The organism is Jannaschia aquimarina (assembly GCF_000877395.1).
GTDB classification, from domain to species: domain Bacteria; phylum Pseudomonadota; class Alphaproteobacteria; order Rhodobacterales; family Rhodobacteraceae; genus Jannaschia; species Jannaschia aquimarina.
This window is the reverse complement of the sequence record NZ_JYFE01000050.1, coordinates 70,475-86,664: the sequence shown is the minus strand read 5'-3', so window position 1 is coordinate 86,664 and position 16,190 is coordinate 70,475. Positions and strand designations below refer to the sequence as shown.

Genomic DNA, 16,190 nt, shown 5'->3' with positions numbered 1-16,190 from the left:
AGAAGCCGAAGCCGCGGCGCAGCTAAACGCGATGGCTGCGAGAGGGATACTTGCCTTCATCCGGAATACTCCCGTCTGGGCGACACGGCGCCGGTTTGGTTTCTCTCCCCGTAACCCCCAATGAACCCCGCTGGCGGCGATAAGGTTGCATTGCCTTTGACGTCGGCCGAAGAACGGAACCGATGGCCCGCGATAGACCTCCAGCCCGTGCATGGCAGCGCATGCTTTCGGGACGCCGTCTCGATCTCCTCGACCCGACCCCCGTCGATGTGGAGATCACCGATATCGCCCATGGCCTCGCCTTCGTCGCGCGCTGGAACGGGCAAACGCGTGGCGATTGGCCCTACTCCGTGGCAGAACATTCGCTGCTGGTCGAAACGCTGTTCCAGAGGGCCAAGGTCGACGCCACGCCCGGGGAGCGTCTGACGGCGTTGCTGCATGATGCGCCGGAATACGTGATCGGTGACATGATCTCGCCGGTCAAAGCCGCCGTCGGTCCGGGCTACGGCGCGCTGGACGAACGGCTGGCCGCGGCGATCCATGTCAGATTCGGCCTTCCGGCGGTGACGCCCCCTGCATTGAAACGGCGCATCAAGGCAGCCGACAGAGTCTCTGCCTGGTTGGAAGCCGTGCACCTCGCCGGCTTCACGACCGTCGAAGCGAACCGCTATTTCGGACGACCCGATCCGGCGCTGATCGACGGGCTCGCGCTGCATTTGCGTCCACCCGCAGAAGTCCGCGAAGCCTTCATGCGTCGCCACACCGATCTGCTGGCGGCCTGCGACGCTGTCCGATAGCGCAGCAGAACCTTTGAGCCCGCAATGCGACTTGTCCCGGCAGCCGTATCCACCACACTGCTAGAAATTGCCTGCAGCGCGAGTCGTCCTTGGTCTCTCGGGCTCGGATGGTGAGCAAGGTTTCCGTCAGGCCCGCGCAGGTCTTCGACTTCGGTGGGATCGCTGCGATCCTGAACCGCGTCTTCGGACGCCCGGGGACGGTGATGCCTCAAGGCCCCGTAAAGGCCGACGAACTAAGCCGATGGATGACCGAAGACGATATCTGGCACGTGGCTGAAATCGAGGGCGAGATCGTCGGGGCCCAGTGGATCGCGCCCAGACAGGAACGTGGCGAGTGGGAGATCGCGACCTTCGTCCCACGCGGAGACCACGACATCCAAACCGGATCGCAGCTCTGGGAGGCCACGCACCGGGCCGCAAGGTCCCGCGCCGGCAAGCGCATCTTCGCCTTCATCCATCCCGGCAATGAAGGCGCGATCGCGTACTATCGCTCGCGCGGCTTCGAACAGGGTGCCGGTATGCGCGACGGCAAGATCGTCAAGGTATTCCGGCTCTGATCCGCACCGGACTAATCCGGTAGCCGCCGCGCGCCGTAACCTGATTGACCACCGGGGGAGGCCCATGCAGATCCTGACACTCTATATCGCTTCGGCGATCGCCTTCCTCGCGCTCGACTCCGTAATGCTGACGCAGGTCATACAGCCTCTATTCCAGAGGCATCTGGGGGAAATGCTGCGCAGCCCCATCGACATGGGAGCGGCGACGCTCTTCTACCTGATGTATATCGCGGGCATCGTCTGGTTCGTCGGATGGCCGGCGCTGAAGGAGGGCAGCGTCTCGCAGGCACTGGTGCAGGGCGCGCTTCTCGGAGCGTTCGCCTATGGGACATACGAACTCACATCGAAAGCGGTCATGCGCGACTGGTCGTGGACCATGGTCGCCACGGACTGGGCCTGGGGAACCGTCCTGACCGGGCTGACGGCGGCTATCGGCGTATGGGTTGCCCGAAGCCTGACTGCATAGGTAGAAATCCCTTCCCTTTGCCGCGTCACCCTTGACGCGACAGGCTCGGCGAATTCCTTTCTGCATTCGGCAGGTCGAATCCCGACCGCGGCCAAACGGGAGGGAGATCCATGGGGTATTTCGACGGTATCGAGCCGGTAGAGTTCGACGCGCGGGGCGACGGCATCACGTCATTCCGGCATTACGACCCCGATGCGACCGTCATGGGTAAGCGGCTGGAGGACCATCTGCGCTTCGCCGTCGCATGGTGGCACGGGTTCGCCTGGCCCGGCGGCGATCCGTTCGGCGGCCAGACCTTCCAGCGGCCCTGGTTCGGCGACACGATGAAGGACGCGAAGGCAAAGGCCGATGCCGCCTTCGACCTCTTCGCGATCCTGGGCCAGCCGTTCTTCTGCTTTCACGACGCCGACATCCGACCCGAAGGCGCCACCTTCGCAGAGAGCCGCCGCAACCTCGAAGAGATGGTGGATTACATCGGGGGCAAGATGGAGGCAGGCGGCCCTAAGCTCCTTTGGGGCACGGCGAACCTGTTTTCCCATCGGCGCTACATGGCGGGCGCTGCGACCAATCCCGATCCCGATGTCTTCGCCTATGCTGCGGCGACCGTGAAATCTTGCATCGACGCGACCCAAAAGCTGGGTGGCCAGAATTATGTTCTCTGGGGCGGGCGCGAGGGTTACGAGACCCTTCTGAACACCGATCTCGCCCGGGAACGGCAGCAGGCCGGGCGGTTCCTGCAGATGGTTGTGGACTACGCCCGCAAGATCGGCTTCGACGGCACCATACTGATCGAGCCCAAACCGCAGGAGCCTACGAAACACCAGTATGACCACGATGTCGCGACGGTTTACGGCTTCCTCAAGGAGTTCGGGCTGGAAGGCGAGGTGAAGGTCAATGTCGAGCAGGGGCACGCGATCCTGGCCGGCCATTCCTTCGAGCACGAATTGGCTCTGGCCGCGTCCCTGGGGATTCTCGGGTCGATCGACATGAACCGGAACGACTATCAGTCCGGATGGGATACCGATCAGTTTCCGAACAACGTGCCCGAGGTCGCGCTCGCCTACTACGAGATCCTTCGCGCCGGCGGCTTCACCACAGGCGGGACCAACTTCGACGCAAAGCTCCGGCGACAATCGCTGGATCCGGTCGATTTGGTGGCGGCGCATGTGGGTGCGATGGATGTTTGCGCCAGAGGTCTCAAGGCGGCGGTGGCTCTCTTGGAGGACGGAGAATTGGAGCGGCTCCGCGCGGACCGGTATGCCGGGTGGGATGGCGTCGCCGCGAAAGCGATGCTCGACGGATCATTGGAAGAGGCCGCTGCGCTGGTCGAGGAAAGGAGCATCGAACCCGAGCCGCGCTCCGGCCGGCAAGAACGTCTGGAGGCGATCGTGAACCGGTTCGTCTGACCTAAAGGGCGCGGCCGCGGGGAGCCGCCCGAACACCAGGTTTGGAAGATGAGAGACCGACCCTGTTTGCCAACAGTCACGAACAACCTTTTCCGGCGGCATCATCACCGTTCTGCCAACCGACGAAGCTGCCGCCTTCGAACACGACCCGAAGATCGCCGATGGCGAACTGCTCCCGCCCCGCGCCGCAGGCCACCGGCCTGGGGCGAAGTCCGGTGACCCTGGTCATACTCTCCAGGGCCCCGTCCCGGTCTCGCCCGAACCCGATCTCTCGCCCGCCAGACCCCGCGACCGATAACCCCCCCACGGACGGCACCAGTGCCAGGTCATGACGGTCGGACTGCGACCCGGGCGAGGAAACAGGATTTACGCCACAGGCAGCCAGAGCCACGACGACAAGAGGCGCAACGCACGAATATGGCTTCCTGCATAATAGGGTGACAAGCCGCGCCCGCCTCGTCGGCAGCAGAGATTGGGGCCGAGTATCCGCTTCCCGATCCATCCCGCCCGACCGCACGATCACGATGCCGTTATCTCGGAGATCTCTTGGCCAAGATCCGCTGCAATGTCCGGCGATGCATGTTGAGGCGCCGTGCGGTTTCGGAGACGTTCCTGTCGCACAATTCATACACGCGCTGAATGTGCTCCCACCGGACCCGATCTGCGCTCATCGGGTTCTCGGGCGGAGGCGGTGCCTCGTCCTCGGGGCAGAGGAGTGCGTCCATGATGTCGTTGGCATCCGCAGGTTTGGCCAGATAGTCAGTCGCCCCGATCTTTACGGCAGCGACCGCGGTCGCGATCGCGCCGTAGCCGGTCAGGATCACGATCTTTGAATCCGGTCGGCGTTCCCTGAGTTTCTCAACGACATCAAGGCCGTTGCCGTCCTCCAGCCGAAGATCGATGACCGCGTAGGCGGATGGGCGCGCGGTCGCCTTGGCCAGCCCTTCCGCCACCGATCCCGCCGCCTCGACCTCGAAGCCGCGCTTTTCCATCGCTCGTTCCAAGCGGCGCAGGAACGCCTCGTCATCGTCGACGAGCAGAAGCGTCTTGTCTGGTCCGATGTCTCTCGCAGCGGCCTCGGCCATAGGGTCCTCCCTGAAAAGCGATCGTGGGAAAGGATGGGGCGATCCCCACGTGGGTCAAACGAGCCCTTGCAGCCAATCGTTCCCGACCCATACCTCACTCCATGCCCACGCAGGCCACCACGACGCTCTTGCCGCCCGAGACCGGGGCCGCCCCGGTTCGCCTCCGGACGCTGATGAACATGCGATGGCTCGCAGTTACCGGTCAGTCCGCAACCTTGGCGATCGCCACATTTGCGCTGTCGTTGTCCTTGCCGCTTCTGGCCTGCGTCCTGATCGTGCTGCTGATGGTCGCGGCGAATCTCGCCGCGCAGCTTCTCTATTCCCCGACACACCGGTTGTCGGAACGGGAGGCGTCGCTCTTCCTGCTCTTCGACCTCGTCCAGCTCAGCGCATTGCTGTTCCTCACGGGTGGACTGAACAATCCGTTCGCCATTCTGATCGTGGGCCCCGTTACGCTGGCTGCGACGACCCTGTCGCGCCGTGCGACGATTCTGATCGGCGCGGTCGCGCTCGTCCTGATTTCTCTGCTCGGGGGCTATCACATGCCCCTGACATCCGAGAGTGGAGACGTGCTGGACCTGCCTCGCCTGCACCTGATCGGATTCTGGTTCGCCATCGTCATCACCACGCTTCTGCTCGGCGCATTCTCATTGCGCCTGACGCTTGAGACCGAACGCATGAGCAACGCGCTTCTGGCGACCCAGACCGCCCTCTCGCGAGAGCAGAAGCTCCACGACATCAGCGGCATGGTCGCCGCCGCCGCGCACGAACTGGGCACACCGCTGGCCACGATCAAACTGGTCTCGGCCGAGCTGGAGGAAGAGATCGAGGATCCCGACCAGCGGGCGGATGCCGCGTTGATCCGCAGTCAGGCCGACCGGTGCAGGGACATCTTGCGAGCCATGGGCGAGGCGGGGCGGGACGCGGACCCGCAGATGAAGGCCGCCCCGCTGCAAACCATCGTCTCGGAGGCAGCCGAACCCCACACGGACCGCGGCATCGACATCCTGTACGATTTCGCCGCCGAAAGCGGGACGTCGCCGCGCCGCCCCAGGATCCTGAGGGCGCCCGAGATCATCCACAGCCTCCGGAATCTGGTCCAGAATGCAGTCGACCATGCAGAGGCCACAGTCTGGATCGAGGGGCGATGGGACGAGAATGCCGTGCGTCTTAGGATCGAGGACGACGGCCCGGGTTATCCCGCGGAGATCCTCAGCCGGCTGGGCGATCCTTTTCTCAAATCCGTGCAGAGCAACCGTCAGAAGGACGGAATGGGCCTGGGTCTTTTCATCTCCAAGACACTGCTTGCCCGGACGGGCGCGCGGGTGCGATTCGCAAATCGGGGGGCCGACGGTCCGGGGACCCGCGGCGCGCTGGCAGAAATCGAATGGCCCCGCGACAGGATCGAGTTCGTCGAGCATGGCGGACAGAACTGATCAGGACGGATACGTCCTCGCGGGGCAAGTTAACGCCCTCTTAACCTCTTGGTGACACCTCCTTGTGGGCCGACGCTCATGTCCGAGAGGGTTGCCCGTGCCAGAATTCGCCGTTTTGCCACTCCTGCTTGTGCCGGCAGTCGCGCTCGTCGCTGGTGGCGTGCTGATCGCGATCACGGTGCTCTGGCCCCTCCCGCGGCGCATCGCGCATATGTCGGATGACATCCTGACCGCGCCCCGAACCTTTCTGTTTCGTGATGGGTATCTCGTCGAGTGCGATGGCGGCGGCTTCTTCCTTCCATCCCCCATCAACAATCTCACGGCTTGGTCCGACCTCAGAAACGCATTGGGCGAACTGATCCCGGGCGCGGACGATGCAATGGACCGCCTCGAGAGCCGCGGAGTTCCTTTCCATGTCGATGGCGGCTTCGGGCAGGACCGCCTTTACGTGATCGGGCTTCGCGACGGGCCCGAGATGCGGATCACGGTCGCCAGCGCGAGCGAGGGGAACGCGACCGTCCGGGTGGATATCGCATCGCTCAACACCTTGGAGCAGGAGATGAGCCTGCTCCGCCATTCACAGAAGATCTCCCCTCTCCTCGCGTGGGTCACCGATGAAGACGGCAAGATCGTGTGGGCGAATGGCCGCTACCGCGCCGAGTTGTCCGCGACGTTGGGCGAAGAGGCAGCGGACGCATGGCCGCTTCCGGTCCTCTTTCCGGAGGACGAGGCGCAGCAGCACGGCCCGGTCCGTCGTAGCCTCGGTGGCACCGGCGCACCCGAGAGATGGTTCGAGGTCACATCCGGACCGGTTCAGGACGGTCTGCGCCACGTCCATGCCCAGCCGCTCGGTCGCCTCATCGAAGCCGAGACCAGCCTGCGGACCTTTCTCCAGACCCTGACACGGACCTTCTCGGCCTTGCCGACGGGACTTGCGATCTTTGATCGCGATCTGCGCGCTGTGATGTTCAATCCGCAGCTTCTGGACATGACGGGGCTGGACGGTGCGTGGCTTTCGGCCCGGCCGCACCTTACGGACGTTCTGGATCAGTTGCGGGAGAACCAGCGCTTGCCCGAGCCGCGAAACTGGAAGGCCTGGCGCAGCGCCGTAATCGATACCGCATCGGACGAAACCGGACGGCCCTGGCGCGAAAGCTGGACCCTGCCAGACGGGCGGAGCTTTCGGATGACGGCGCGGCCGCAGGCGGGTGGGGTGGTCGCGATCCTGCTGGAGGATGTCAGCGCCGAGATGGCTCTCGCCCGCCAGCGGAGGTCGGACGAAGGTGTCCTGACGGCCCTTCTGGAAGAGTCGGACGATGCCTTCGCCGCGTTCGGCGCCCGTGGCGAAGCCCTCCACCTGAACGCCCATATGCGCGAGTTGACCGGGTTCGGGCCGGATGCGACCCCGGACAGGGACGCCTTTCTTTCGCGTTGGGCCCGGCTCTGCCGTCCGTCGCCGCTCTGGGGCGAGGTGCGCAATCTCGCGCATGACCGAACGCAGGCCGCATCCTGGAGCGAGAGCGTCTCGCTGGCCGACGGGACCAGCCTCGAAATACGGGTGGTTCCCCTGCCCGAGGGTCGCCTCGCCGTCCGCGTCCATGGAGATCTGGCCGCGGCACAAGCCGCGATGCGTCCAATCGTCGATCATGAGGGCCATGATGGCCAGCCGAACGGAAAGGCATCGCCGGCCGCGATCTTCGTCGCGCCGGGGCTTTCCGGCCAGGGCCGAACAGACCTTCCGAGACCCAAAAGCATTTCCGGCCTCGCGGCAGACATCGTCGCAAGCGTCACGGACGAGAGATCGGCGACAGGCGACGACACCGAAGACCGGCAGCGAGAGGCGATCGTCTGACAAACGGCGCCGTGCGCTCATCGCCTTGCGCGCGACCCGTCCCGCCGGTTAGGTCGCCGGTCATGGTGCAGGGGCCACGGATCAAAGACATGACGCGGAGTGCGGGGGGGGACGACACTCTCGCCCTGCGCGGGTCTGCCTCCCACCTCACGCTCTCCCTTCCCGACGAAGAGGCGACCCGGCGATTGGGACAGGCGCTTGCACGATCATTGACCCGCGGAGACACGGTTCTGCTGAGCGGCGAAGTCGGGGCGGGCAAGACTGCCCTCGCACGAGCCGTCATCCAAAGCGCACAAGAGATGTCGGGACAAGGACCGGAAGACGTTCCCTCTCCGACATTCACGCTTGTTCAGACGTATCGCACGGCCGGGCCGGAGATATGGCACGCGGATCTCTACCGGCTGACCGACCCATCGGAGATCGATGAGCTCGGCCTTCTGCCGGCCTTCGACGATGCGATCTGCCTGATTGAATGGCCGGACCGGCTCGGCGATCTGCGGCCTTCGGATGCCATCGAGATCGCGTTGGACATGGACGGCCCGGGCCGCAGGGCCCGTCTGACCGCACCTTCCAGGCTGATCGACGCCCTTTCCGAACAGGAGCATCCGGTGTGAGCGACAGTGACAGGATCCACGGGTTTCTGGCCCGGGCCGGACTGGCGGACACACCGCGCCGCCCGTTGGCCGGCGATGCCTCCGCGCGTCGATACGAGAGGGTGGGCCATTACGTCCTGATGGATGCGCCCCAAGGGTCAGGCGAGGATGTGCGCCCCTTCGTCAAGATCGCGGCCCGCCTTGAAGAAGCGGGGCTGTCGGTCCCGAAAGTCCATCTGGCCGACGAAACGAACGGCCTGCTCCTCTTGGAGGATCTTGGCGATACCCTCTATTCCAGTCACTTGGTCAGGCATCCGGGCGAAGAAAGCCTCCTCTATGCCACGGCGGCCGGAGCACTTGCCCGATTGCAGAACGTGCCTTGCGGGGATCTTCCCGACTATGTCTCCGCCATGGCGGATCTCGCCTGCCTGTCGGTCGACTGGTATGCGCCGGGTGCCATCCCCCGAAAGACCCTCGAAGCGGCGATGGCGGCGGCCTTGGCCGACCTACCCGAAGGGCGGGTCCTCGTGCATCGGGATTTCCACGCGGACAACCTGATCTGGATGCCTGATCGTGACGGGGCAGCCCGGGTCGGCCTCCTCGACTTCCAGGACGCGATGGCGGGCCCTCCGGACTACGATCTCGCATCCCTGGTCCGGGACGCGAGGCGCGTCGTCAGCGCCTCTGCCGAGGAGGCGGCGATAACCCGCTACCGCGCGATCTCTGGCCGAGGCGAAGCGGAGGTCACCCGTGGAATGGCGATCTGCTCCGCACAGCGCAACCTTCGCATCCTCGGCGTGTTCGCGCGCCTCTGTCTGCGCGACGGAAAGACCCGCTACGTCGATTTCATTCCGCGCACCTGGGCATTGCTCCAAGAGGACCTCCAGCACCCGTCCCTGTCCGGTCTCGCCGAAGCCGTAGGTGAGCTTCCTGCCCCGTCGAAGGCCCGGCTCGACGCCCTGCGCGCCGGAGCGGGCCGCGGTTCGCCGTGACGCGCGCGGCCATGGTCTTCGCGGCGGGCCACGGGACCCGCATGCGCCCGTTGACCGACGACCGGCCCAAGGCACTGGTCCAGGTCGCAGGACGGGCTCTGCTGGATCATGCGCTCGAACAGGTCGCCGGTCCCGGGCCGCTGGCGGTGAACGCGCATCACCATGCACGACAGATCGAGGCGCATCTCGCGGGCGGACCGGCCCAAGTGCTGGTCGAGGAGAATGCATTGCTCGACACGGGCGGTGGTCTCAAGAACGCGCTTCCGGTCCTGGGCGCCGGCCCGGTGGTGACCATGAATGGCGACGCGGTCTGGCATGGCCCGGCGGCGCGCGCGACGCTTACCGAAGCCTGGGATCCGGAAAGGATGGACGGGCTGCTCCTGATCGTCCCGGCGGACCGAGCGATCAACGCCGAAGCCCTGAGCTTCGGCCTGGAGCAAGATGGCAGGCTGACGCGCGAGACACGGGACCATGCCTTCACCGGCGCCGGTATCGTCAAGATTGACGGCTTGGCCGCATTCGAAGGTGTCTTCTCGCTACGGGATCTGTGGTGGAAAATGCTGGCCGCTGGCCGCCTCTTCGGCGTCGTCCATCCCGGCCACTGGGCCGAGGTCGGCCGTCCGGAGCATATCGCGCCCGCCGAAGCGATGCTTGCGCGCCTTCGATGAAGGTCTGGTACGAACCTCTGGGCGTCGACTTCACGGCGGCATTCGTCGAGGGATTGCGCAACCGGATGGTGGACGCGCCACCGGAGGCGATGGCAGGCGTCACGGTCCTGTTGCCGACCGCACGAATGGAACGGCGCGTGCGGGAGATGTTCCTGAATGGCGGCGCCGCGATCCTACCACGCCTTGCCTTGGTCTCGGATGTCTCGGCCCTGCTTCCGACCCTGCCGCTTCCCGTACCCCGCAGCGGGCTCGACCTTCAGCTCGACCTCGCGCGGCTGATCGACCATTTGCTCGAACGACGCCCCGATCTGGCACCGCGCGGGGCTGTCTTCGATCTTGCCGCTTCCCTCGCCACCCTTCTCAGGGAGATGAAGGAGGAGGGCGTCGGCGCCGACGACCTGGAGAAGATCGACCCCGGCCAATTGGCGGTGCACTGGCAGGACAGTCTCGCCTTCCTTCGGATCGCCGCGAACATGGCGTTGGATAACGGAACATGCGCGCCGGAGGACGTGCAGGCGATCTGCCTCGATGCGTTGGAAGCTGAGTGGAACAGATCGCCACCCGGCCGGATCATCGTCGCCGGCTCGACCGGGTCCCGCGCACCGACCGCCCGGCTTATGCGCATGGTTGCGGGCCTGCCCGACGGCGCAGTCGTTTTGCCCGGCTTGGACACCGACATGCCGGACGCGGACTGGGCAGGCCTCGGTGACGATGGCGGCGCGCAGGACCATCCGCAGTGCCGGCATCAGGCGTTTCTGGCATCGCTCGGGCTGGACCGGACGAACCTGTCCCAATGGAGCGACCGGACACCGGTCGCGGCGGCGCGGAACGCGCTCGTTTCGTTGTCGCTGCGCCCCCCTCCGGTCACGCATGCCTGGTTCGAGGAGGCGCCGGGCCTCGTCGACACGCTCCCGGAGGCCTGCGACGGTCTCACGCTCGTCGAAGCCCAGAGCCCGATCGAGGAAGCCGAACTGATCGCGCTGCGGTTGCGAGCGGTCGCCGAAGACGGGACACGCGCGGCGCTCATCACGCCGGACCGGACATTGTCGCGGGAAGTCTCGGCACTCTTGGACCGGTGGGGGATCGAGCCGGACGACAGCGCAGGGCGGCCATCGAACCTCTCGCCACCGGGGCGGCTGCTATTGGCGACGGCGCGGATGCGCGGTTTGCGTCCGGACTCCGAGGGATTGGTGGCACTTCTCAAGCATCCGCTCGTCCATTCGGCCGGCGCGCGCAACGAGCACCTCCTGCGGACCCGAACCATGGAGCTCGGCTGGCTCAGAGGCGGACCGCTGCATCCGGACCGGGAGGGATTTCTGGAATGGGTCGATCTTGAAAAGAGCCGTATTCGCTCCGACCCCTGGACGGATTGGATGGCAGATCTTCTGCTGCGGCTGGAAGACCAGAGCCCGCGCGCGGACCTCGCCACTCATGTCGCAGAGCATCTGGACCTCCTGCAGGATCTTGCGGGCGGCTCACCATTGGCCGACGCGGAGCGTCCCACCGGCACACTCTGGGATGGGCCGGCAGGACGGACCGCGCGGGAGGCGATGGAAGAGCTTGCCGCCGCGGCGGAGGGTGGCGACGGCCTGATCCTGGGCACGGCGGAGTATGCCCGGCTGCTGACGGCACATCTGTCCGGCAAGGATGTCCGGGAGCCGATCCAGCCCCATCCGGGGATCATGATCTGGGGCGCGCTCGAAGCTCGTGTGCAAGGGGCCGATCTGGTCATCCTCGGCGGGCTCAACGACGGGATCTGGCCATCGCTGCCCGCGCCAGACATGTGGCTGAGCCGGGCCATGCGCGCCGCCTGCGGCCTCCGCTCTCCGGACAGGACGGTGGGCCTGTCCGCGCACGACTTTCAGCAGGCCATCTCCGGAAAAGAGGTCTGGCTGACGCGGGCCACGCGGACGGCAGATGCGCAGACCGTGCCGTCCCGTTGGCTGAACCGACTGACCGGGCTGCTTTCGGGGATGGGACCGGAGGGGCAGATCGCGCTGGCTGACATGCGGAACCGGGCGGAGCGGTGGCGCGCGGCGGCACGGCCCCTTGTCACGGCACAGCCCCGGCATCTGGCCTGCCCTGCCCCGCGCCCCGCGCCCATGCCGCCGCCCAACCGCTTCGGCGACATCTCGGTCACACAGGTCGAGACGCTGATCCGGGACCCCTATGCGATCTACGCCCGCAAGGTCCTCGGCCTCCGGGAACTCGACCGGCTGCGGCCGAAATCGGACCCGGCGCTTCGGGGAACGGTGGTCCACGACGCCCTCGCCCAGCTCGATCGGATCGAGGAAGGCGAGGACGCCCTGCTGGACGCGCTATCGCGGCAAATGGCGATCCATGGGGTCCCCGGGGCCGGGCGGCGGCAACTCTTGCGGGGGCGCTTCGCCCGGATCGCGGGCGAGTTCCTCGCGGAGGAGGCGGAACGCCGCGAGAGTCGCGCAGGTGGCCCCATGCAGGTCGAGGAATGGGGCGAGATGCCGTTGGACGGGCTGGAGGTGGTGCTGAAGGCGCGGGCGGACAGGATCGACGACCGCGGGACGGATGTCGCGATCTTCGACTACAAGACAGGATCCCTGCCGACGGAGAACCAACTCGCCCATTTCGCCAAACAGCTCTACCTCGAAGCCCTCATGGTCGAGGCCGGGGCGTTCCGGAAGCTCGGTGCGCGAAAGGTATCGGAGGTCGCCTATCTGGGCGTCGGCACGAACCTCAGGACGGTCAAAGCCGCAATCACGCCGGAGCTTCTGAACGATCACAAAAGCGGCCTCGAAAGGCTGATCCGGGGATACACCAAGACCTGGGCTTTTCCCGCACGCCTCATGCACGAGCATATCGGCTATGCCAGCCCATACGACCACCTGTCACGCTACGGCGAATGGGACGATACCGATGTGGCCGTGCGGATCGAGGTGGGACGATGAACGAAAAGCCGACCCTCCAGCCGCGCGGCGATCTAGATCCCGCAACCCGCGCGCAGGTGGATGCCGCCGATCCCAGCGGGTCGGTCTGGCTGGCCGCGAATGCTGGATCGGGAAAGACGCGGGTGCTGACGGACAGGGTCGCCTGGTTGCTCCTGCAGGGCACGCCACCCGACCGGATCCTGTGCCTGACCTTCACCAAAGCGGCGGCGGGCGAGATGCAGAACCGTCTGTTCGGAACGCTTGGCAAATGGGCGATGCTTCCCGACGCGGATCTGCGCGCGGCGTTGCGACGGCTCGGCGTGGCGACCGCCATGCTCGACGATCCGGGTGCGATGCGACGCGCGCGAACCCTTTTCGCCGCCGCGATCGAGACGCCGGGCGGCCTGAAGATCCAGACGCTGCACGCGTTCTGCGCCGCGCTGCTTCGGCGCTTTCCGCTGGAAGCGGGCATTTCCCCGAGCTTCTCGGAAATGGACGACATCGCCTCGGCACGCCTGATGATCGAGACGCTCGATGCGATGGCCGAAGATCCGTCGGACGCCCCGCTCGTGGAAGCCCTTGCCGCGCGCCTCACCACGGCCGAGCCCGAAAAATGGCTTGCGGGGCTATATGCCCTGCGGGACACATTCCGCTCGGTGCCGACCGAGCGGGGCTTGCGCGACCTGCACGGGATCACGGCTGCGGACCGCGCGCAGGTCTTCGAGACGGCGATCAACGCCGAGGCGCTGTGCGTTCTCGAACGGGTCCGAGATGCGGCGAAGGGCGGATCGAAGACGATGGTCGATCTGGCCGGTCGCCTCTCTCAGGCCATGCTGGCGGATCCCGAGACGCGGTTCGAACTCTGTTATGCCTCGCTGGTCACGAAGGATGGCGATCTGCGCAAGAAGCCGGTCACCAAACCGGTTGCGGAGAAGCTCGATCCGTCCGACCTGGAGGCGCTGACAGACCTCGGGCACCTCCTGCTCGAGGCGAAGGACGAATTGCTCGGCTTCGACGCACTCGACCGGACCCGCGTCTTGCATGACTTCGCCTCCCGATTCTTCGCCCGCGTCGAGGTCGAGAAGGCGGCGCGCGGCTGGCTGGATTTCACGGATCAGATCCTCATGGCGCGGGATCTGTTATCGACGCGATCGACAGCACAATGGGTCCTGTGGAAATTGGACGGCGGGATCGAGCATATCCTCGTCGACGAGGCTCAGGATACGAGCCAGCCGCAATGGGATGTGGTCGCGGCGCTCGCCGGAGAGTTCGGGGCGGGCGAAGGCGCGCGCCCCGGCACACGTACACTCTTCGTGGTGGGCGACCGAAAACAGTCGATCTACTCGTTCCAGGGTGCGGATCCGGCGGCGTTCGACCGCATGCGCGACGTCTTCGGCAACATGCTCGCCGGAGGGACCCCGCTAAGGGACCACGCGCTGCGACACTCCTTCCGGTCCTCGCCGGCGATCCTGAAACTGGTCGACAGGGTTTTCGCGGCGCCGTCGGGACTGGGAGAAGAAACGCAGCACATCGCCTTCAAGGACGCCCTGCCGGGCCGGGTCGACCTATGGCCGCACGTGCCGGAGCCCGAGAAGCCCGCAGAGCGCGACTGGTCGGACCCCGTGGATGCGCCCGCTTCGGACGCGGCGAATATCGTCCTCGCCCGGCAGGTCGCAACCGAGATCCGGCGCATGATCGACGATGGCGTTCCGATCGAGGCCGGAGGAGTCCGGCGACCGGTCACCGAAGCGGATATCCTCATCCTCTTCCGATCACGAAGCGCGCTCTATTTCGCGACGCTCGCGGCTTGCAAGGCGCAGGGGCTGAACCTCGCCGGGGCGGACCGGCTGCGTCTCGCGGATGACCTGGCAGTTCGCGACATTCTCGCGCTGCTCCGCTTCGCCGTCACGCCCGAAGACGACCTTTCGCTAGCGGCGGTCTTGCGATCCCCTCTGTGCGGCTTGTCCGAGGATGATCTCTACCGCGTCGCGGCCGGGAGAGGCGACCGCACATTGCTCCGGTCGTTGCGGGAAAACGGCCGGTTCGCGCCTGCGGTCGAGACGTTGGATGACATCTTGGCACAGGCCGATTTTCTGCGGCCTTACGAGATGATCCAGAGAATCCTCGTACGCCACGACGGAAGGCGACGGCTTCTCGGTCGCCTCGGCGCCCCGGTTGGAGAGGCGATCGACGGCCTGCTGCATCAGGCCCTGGACTACGAGGCGCTGGAAGTTCCAAGCCTGACCGGGTTCCTCGGCTGGATCGACGAGGCCGATATCGAGATCAAGCGCGAAGCGACCGGCGGCGCGATCCGCGTGATGTCGATCCATTCAGCGAAGGGTCTCGAAGCGCCGGTCGTCATCCTTCCGCAATGTGGCGCGCGACAGACCAAGTCTCCCCCTGACCTCCTCCGCGCGAATGGCACGGTGATCTGGAAACCCAAGTCCGACGACATGAACGCACGCCTCCGTGCGCATGGGGAGGAATGGCAAGCCCGACAGGCGGAGGAAGAGGACCGTCTGCTCTATGTCGCCCTGACACGCGCGGAAACCTGGCTGATCTGCGCGTCGGCCGGAGGCGGACACGGCAAGACGGACGACGCTGGCGCCCATCCTCCGGGGAGCTGGGCCGAGCGGATCCGCGACGCGCTGGAGGCGGAGGGGGCTGTGCCGCTCGCTCATGCCGGGGGAAGTGGATGGCGCCTTCAAACCGGCGATTGGGAAAGCCCAGGTATTGTCACGACACCAAAGCCATCCCACGCGCCCGTCCCGGTTCCCTGGCTGGAGGATCAGGCGCCACGCCCCGACCTCCCGGCGCGGCTCGCAAATCCATCTGATCTTGGGGGAGAGAAGGTCTCCCCCGGCGAATTCGGCGACTTGCTGCAACGCGATGATGCGTTGCTCCATGGCAGGCGGGTTCACGCACTCCTCGAACATCTTCCGGGTGTCCCCGAGGAAGACCGCAAGGCGGCGGCCCAGACCCTGCTCGACCGCCATGCTCCAGGTCTGACAGACGGTCGGGACGACGCGATGGCAGAAGCGGCGTCGGTTCTGGCAGCCTTCCCCGATCTCTTCGAGGGCACGCTTGCCGAAGTGCCATTCGTATTGCCGGCCGGGGACGGACGGCCCGGCCTTTCGGGAACGATGGACCGGGTTCGCGTGACGCCGGACACGGTGCATATCGTCGATTTCAAGACCAACCGCGTCGTCCCGGACCGACCGGAAGATGTGCCGGAAGGTCTGTTGCGCCAGCTGGGCGCCTACCAAGCGGCCGGTGTCGCGATCTGGCCTGGCCGGACGATACGCACATCGCTTCTCTGGACCGCCGTGCCGTCGCTGATGGACATCCCTGCAGAATTGGTCACCGCCGCCTGGAACAGGGTCCCCATTGACGCCGGCGAGGGCACTGCATAGCTTCGCGTCCCACGCCGTGAGC

General features: G+C 66.0%; 13 protein-coding genes. 11 read left to right on the top strand and 2 right to left on the bottom strand.

The genetic code is table 11. The features are described from left to right. The first annotated feature begins 182 nt into the window (after nucleotides 1-182). From jaqu_RS14280 to xylA, 4 genes are all read left to right on the top strand, one after another. Nucleotides 183-797 carry an HD domain-containing protein gene (locus jaqu_RS14280; RefSeq protein ID WP_043919668.1) on the top strand — a complete coding sequence of 205 codons (615 nt, stop codon included), beginning with the start codon at nucleotides 183-185 and terminating at the stop codon, nucleotides 795-797. Nucleotides 798-904: 107 nt separating this feature from the next. Beyond that, the gene (locus jaqu_RS14275) at nucleotides 905-1,354 is read left to right on the top strand and encodes a GNAT family N-acetyltransferase (protein WP_052500984.1); all 450 of its coding nucleotides are present in this window, start codon (nucleotides 905-907) and stop codon (nucleotides 1,352-1,354) included. A gap of 64 nt (nucleotides 1,355-1,418) precedes the next feature. Next, nucleotides 1,419-1,820: a DUF2177 family protein gene (locus tag jaqu_RS14270; protein ID WP_043919667.1), complete on the top strand. Its 402-nt coding sequence runs from the start codon at nucleotides 1,419-1,421 to the stop codon at nucleotides 1,818-1,820. 110 nt (nucleotides 1,821-1,930) lie between these two features. Then, nucleotides 1,931-3,226, top strand: coding sequence for a xylose isomerase (gene xylA, locus jaqu_RS14265; RefSeq protein ID WP_043919666.1), 1,296 nt, complete (start codon nucleotides 1,931-1,933; stop codon nucleotides 3,224-3,226). A 76-nt stretch (nucleotides 3,227-3,302) separates the two neighbouring features. Here xylA and jaqu_RS21685 read toward each other — a convergent pair whose 3' ends face one another. Both jaqu_RS21685 and jaqu_RS14260 read right to left on the bottom strand, forming a co-directional pair. Then, the gene (locus tag jaqu_RS21685) at nucleotides 3,303-3,455 is read right to left on the bottom strand and encodes a hypothetical protein (protein ID WP_161793877.1); all 153 of its coding nucleotides are present in this window, start codon (nucleotides 3,453-3,455) and stop codon (nucleotides 3,303-3,305) included. Nucleotides 3,456-3,756: 301 nt separating this feature from the next. Continuing rightward, on the bottom strand, nucleotides 3,757-4,311 hold the full coding sequence (locus jaqu_RS14260) for an ActR/PrrA/RegA family redox response regulator transcription factor (RefSeq protein ID WP_043919665.1): 555 nt from the start codon (nucleotides 4,309-4,311) through the stop codon (nucleotides 3,757-3,759). Between the two features lie 101 nt (nucleotides 4,312-4,412). Here jaqu_RS14260 and regB point away from each other — a divergent pair, with 101 nt between their 5' ends. The 7 genes from regB to addA all read left to right on the top strand — a co-directional run bounded on the left by regB (nucleotide 4,413) and on the right by addA (nucleotide 16,168). Then, on the top strand, nucleotides 4,413-5,747 hold the full coding sequence (gene regB / locus jaqu_RS14255; RefSeq protein ID WP_043919664.1) for a sensor histidine kinase RegB: 1,335 nt from the start codon (nucleotides 4,413-4,415) through the stop codon (nucleotides 5,745-5,747). Nucleotides 5,748-5,844: 97 nt separating this feature from the next. Further along, a complete protein-coding gene (locus jaqu_RS20750) occupies nucleotides 5,845-7,599 on the top strand; it encodes a PAS-domain containing protein (RefSeq protein ID WP_052500983.1) in 1,755 nt (584 codons plus the stop codon). Nucleotides 7,600-7,688: 89 nt separating this feature from the next. Further along, nucleotides 7,689-8,213, top strand: coding sequence for a tRNA (adenosine(37)-N6)-threonylcarbamoyltransferase complex ATPase subunit type 1 TsaE (gene tsaE / locus jaqu_RS14245; RefSeq protein ID WP_043919663.1), 525 nt, complete (start codon nucleotides 7,689-7,691; stop codon nucleotides 8,211-8,213). Beyond that, nucleotides 8,210-9,184 carry an aminoglycoside phosphotransferase family protein gene (locus jaqu_RS14240; protein ID WP_043919662.1) on the top strand — a complete coding sequence of 325 codons (975 nt, stop codon included), beginning with the start codon at nucleotides 8,210-8,212 and terminating at the stop codon, nucleotides 9,182-9,184. Before tsaE ends, jaqu_RS14240 begins: the two co-directional genes overlap by 4 nt. Nucleotides 9,185-9,195: 11 nt before the next feature. Further along, the gene (locus tag jaqu_RS14235) at nucleotides 9,196-9,852 is read left to right on the top strand and encodes a nucleotidyltransferase family protein (protein WP_043919661.1); all 657 of its coding nucleotides are present in this window, start codon (nucleotides 9,196-9,198) and stop codon (nucleotides 9,850-9,852) included. Next, complete coding sequence (gene addB / locus jaqu_RS14230) at nucleotides 9,849-12,776, top strand: double-strand break repair protein AddB (protein WP_043919660.1); 2,928 nt, start codon at nucleotides 9,849-9,851, stop codon at nucleotides 12,774-12,776. Before jaqu_RS14235 ends, addB begins: the two co-directional genes overlap by 4 nt. After that, a complete protein-coding gene (gene addA / locus jaqu_RS14225; RefSeq protein WP_043919659.1) occupies nucleotides 12,773-16,168 on the top strand; it encodes a double-strand break repair helicase AddA in 3,396 nt (1,131 codons plus the stop codon). The genes addB and addA overlap by 4 nt, the downstream gene beginning before the upstream one ends. Nucleotides 16,169-16,190 lie beyond the last annotated feature (22 nt).

Excerpts from the sequence above, each read along its gene's own strand:
- jaqu_RS14280 (WP_043919668.1), top strand. The coding sequence starts at position 183 with ATGGCCCGCGATAGACCTCCAGCCCGTGCATGGCAGCGCATGCTTTCG.
- jaqu_RS14275 (WP_052500984.1), top strand. The coding sequence starts at position 905 with ATGGTGAGCAAGGTTTCCGTCAGGCCCGCGCAGGTCTTCGACTTCGGT.
- jaqu_RS14270 (WP_043919667.1), top strand. The coding sequence starts at position 1,419 with ATGCAGATCCTGACACTCTATATCGCTTCGGCGATCGCCTTCCTCGCG.
- xylA (WP_043919666.1), top strand. The coding sequence starts at position 1,931 with ATGGGGTATTTCGACGGTATCGAGCCGGTAGAGTTCGACGCGCGGGGC.
- jaqu_RS21685 (WP_161793877.1), bottom strand. The coding sequence starts at position 3,455 with ATGACCAGGGTCACCGGACTTCGCCCCAGGCCGGTGGCCTGCGGCGCG.
- jaqu_RS14260 (WP_043919665.1), bottom strand. The coding sequence starts at position 4,311 with ATGGCCGAGGCCGCTGCGAGAGACATCGGACCAGACAAGACGCTTCTG.
- regB (WP_043919664.1), top strand. The coding sequence starts at position 4,413 with ATGCCCACGCAGGCCACCACGACGCTCTTGCCGCCCGAGACCGGGGCC.
- tsaE (WP_043919663.1), top strand. The coding sequence starts at position 7,689 with ATGACGCGGAGTGCGGGGGGGGACGACACTCTCGCCCTGCGCGGGTCT.
- jaqu_RS14235 (WP_043919661.1), top strand. The coding sequence starts at position 9,196 with ATGGTCTTCGCGGCGGGCCACGGGACCCGCATGCGCCCGTTGACCGAC.
- addB (WP_043919660.1), top strand. The coding sequence starts at position 9,849 with ATGAAGGTCTGGTACGAACCTCTGGGCGTCGACTTCACGGCGGCATTC.
- addA (WP_043919659.1), top strand. The coding sequence starts at position 12,773 with ATGAACGAAAAGCCGACCCTCCAGCCGCGCGGCGATCTAGATCCCGCA.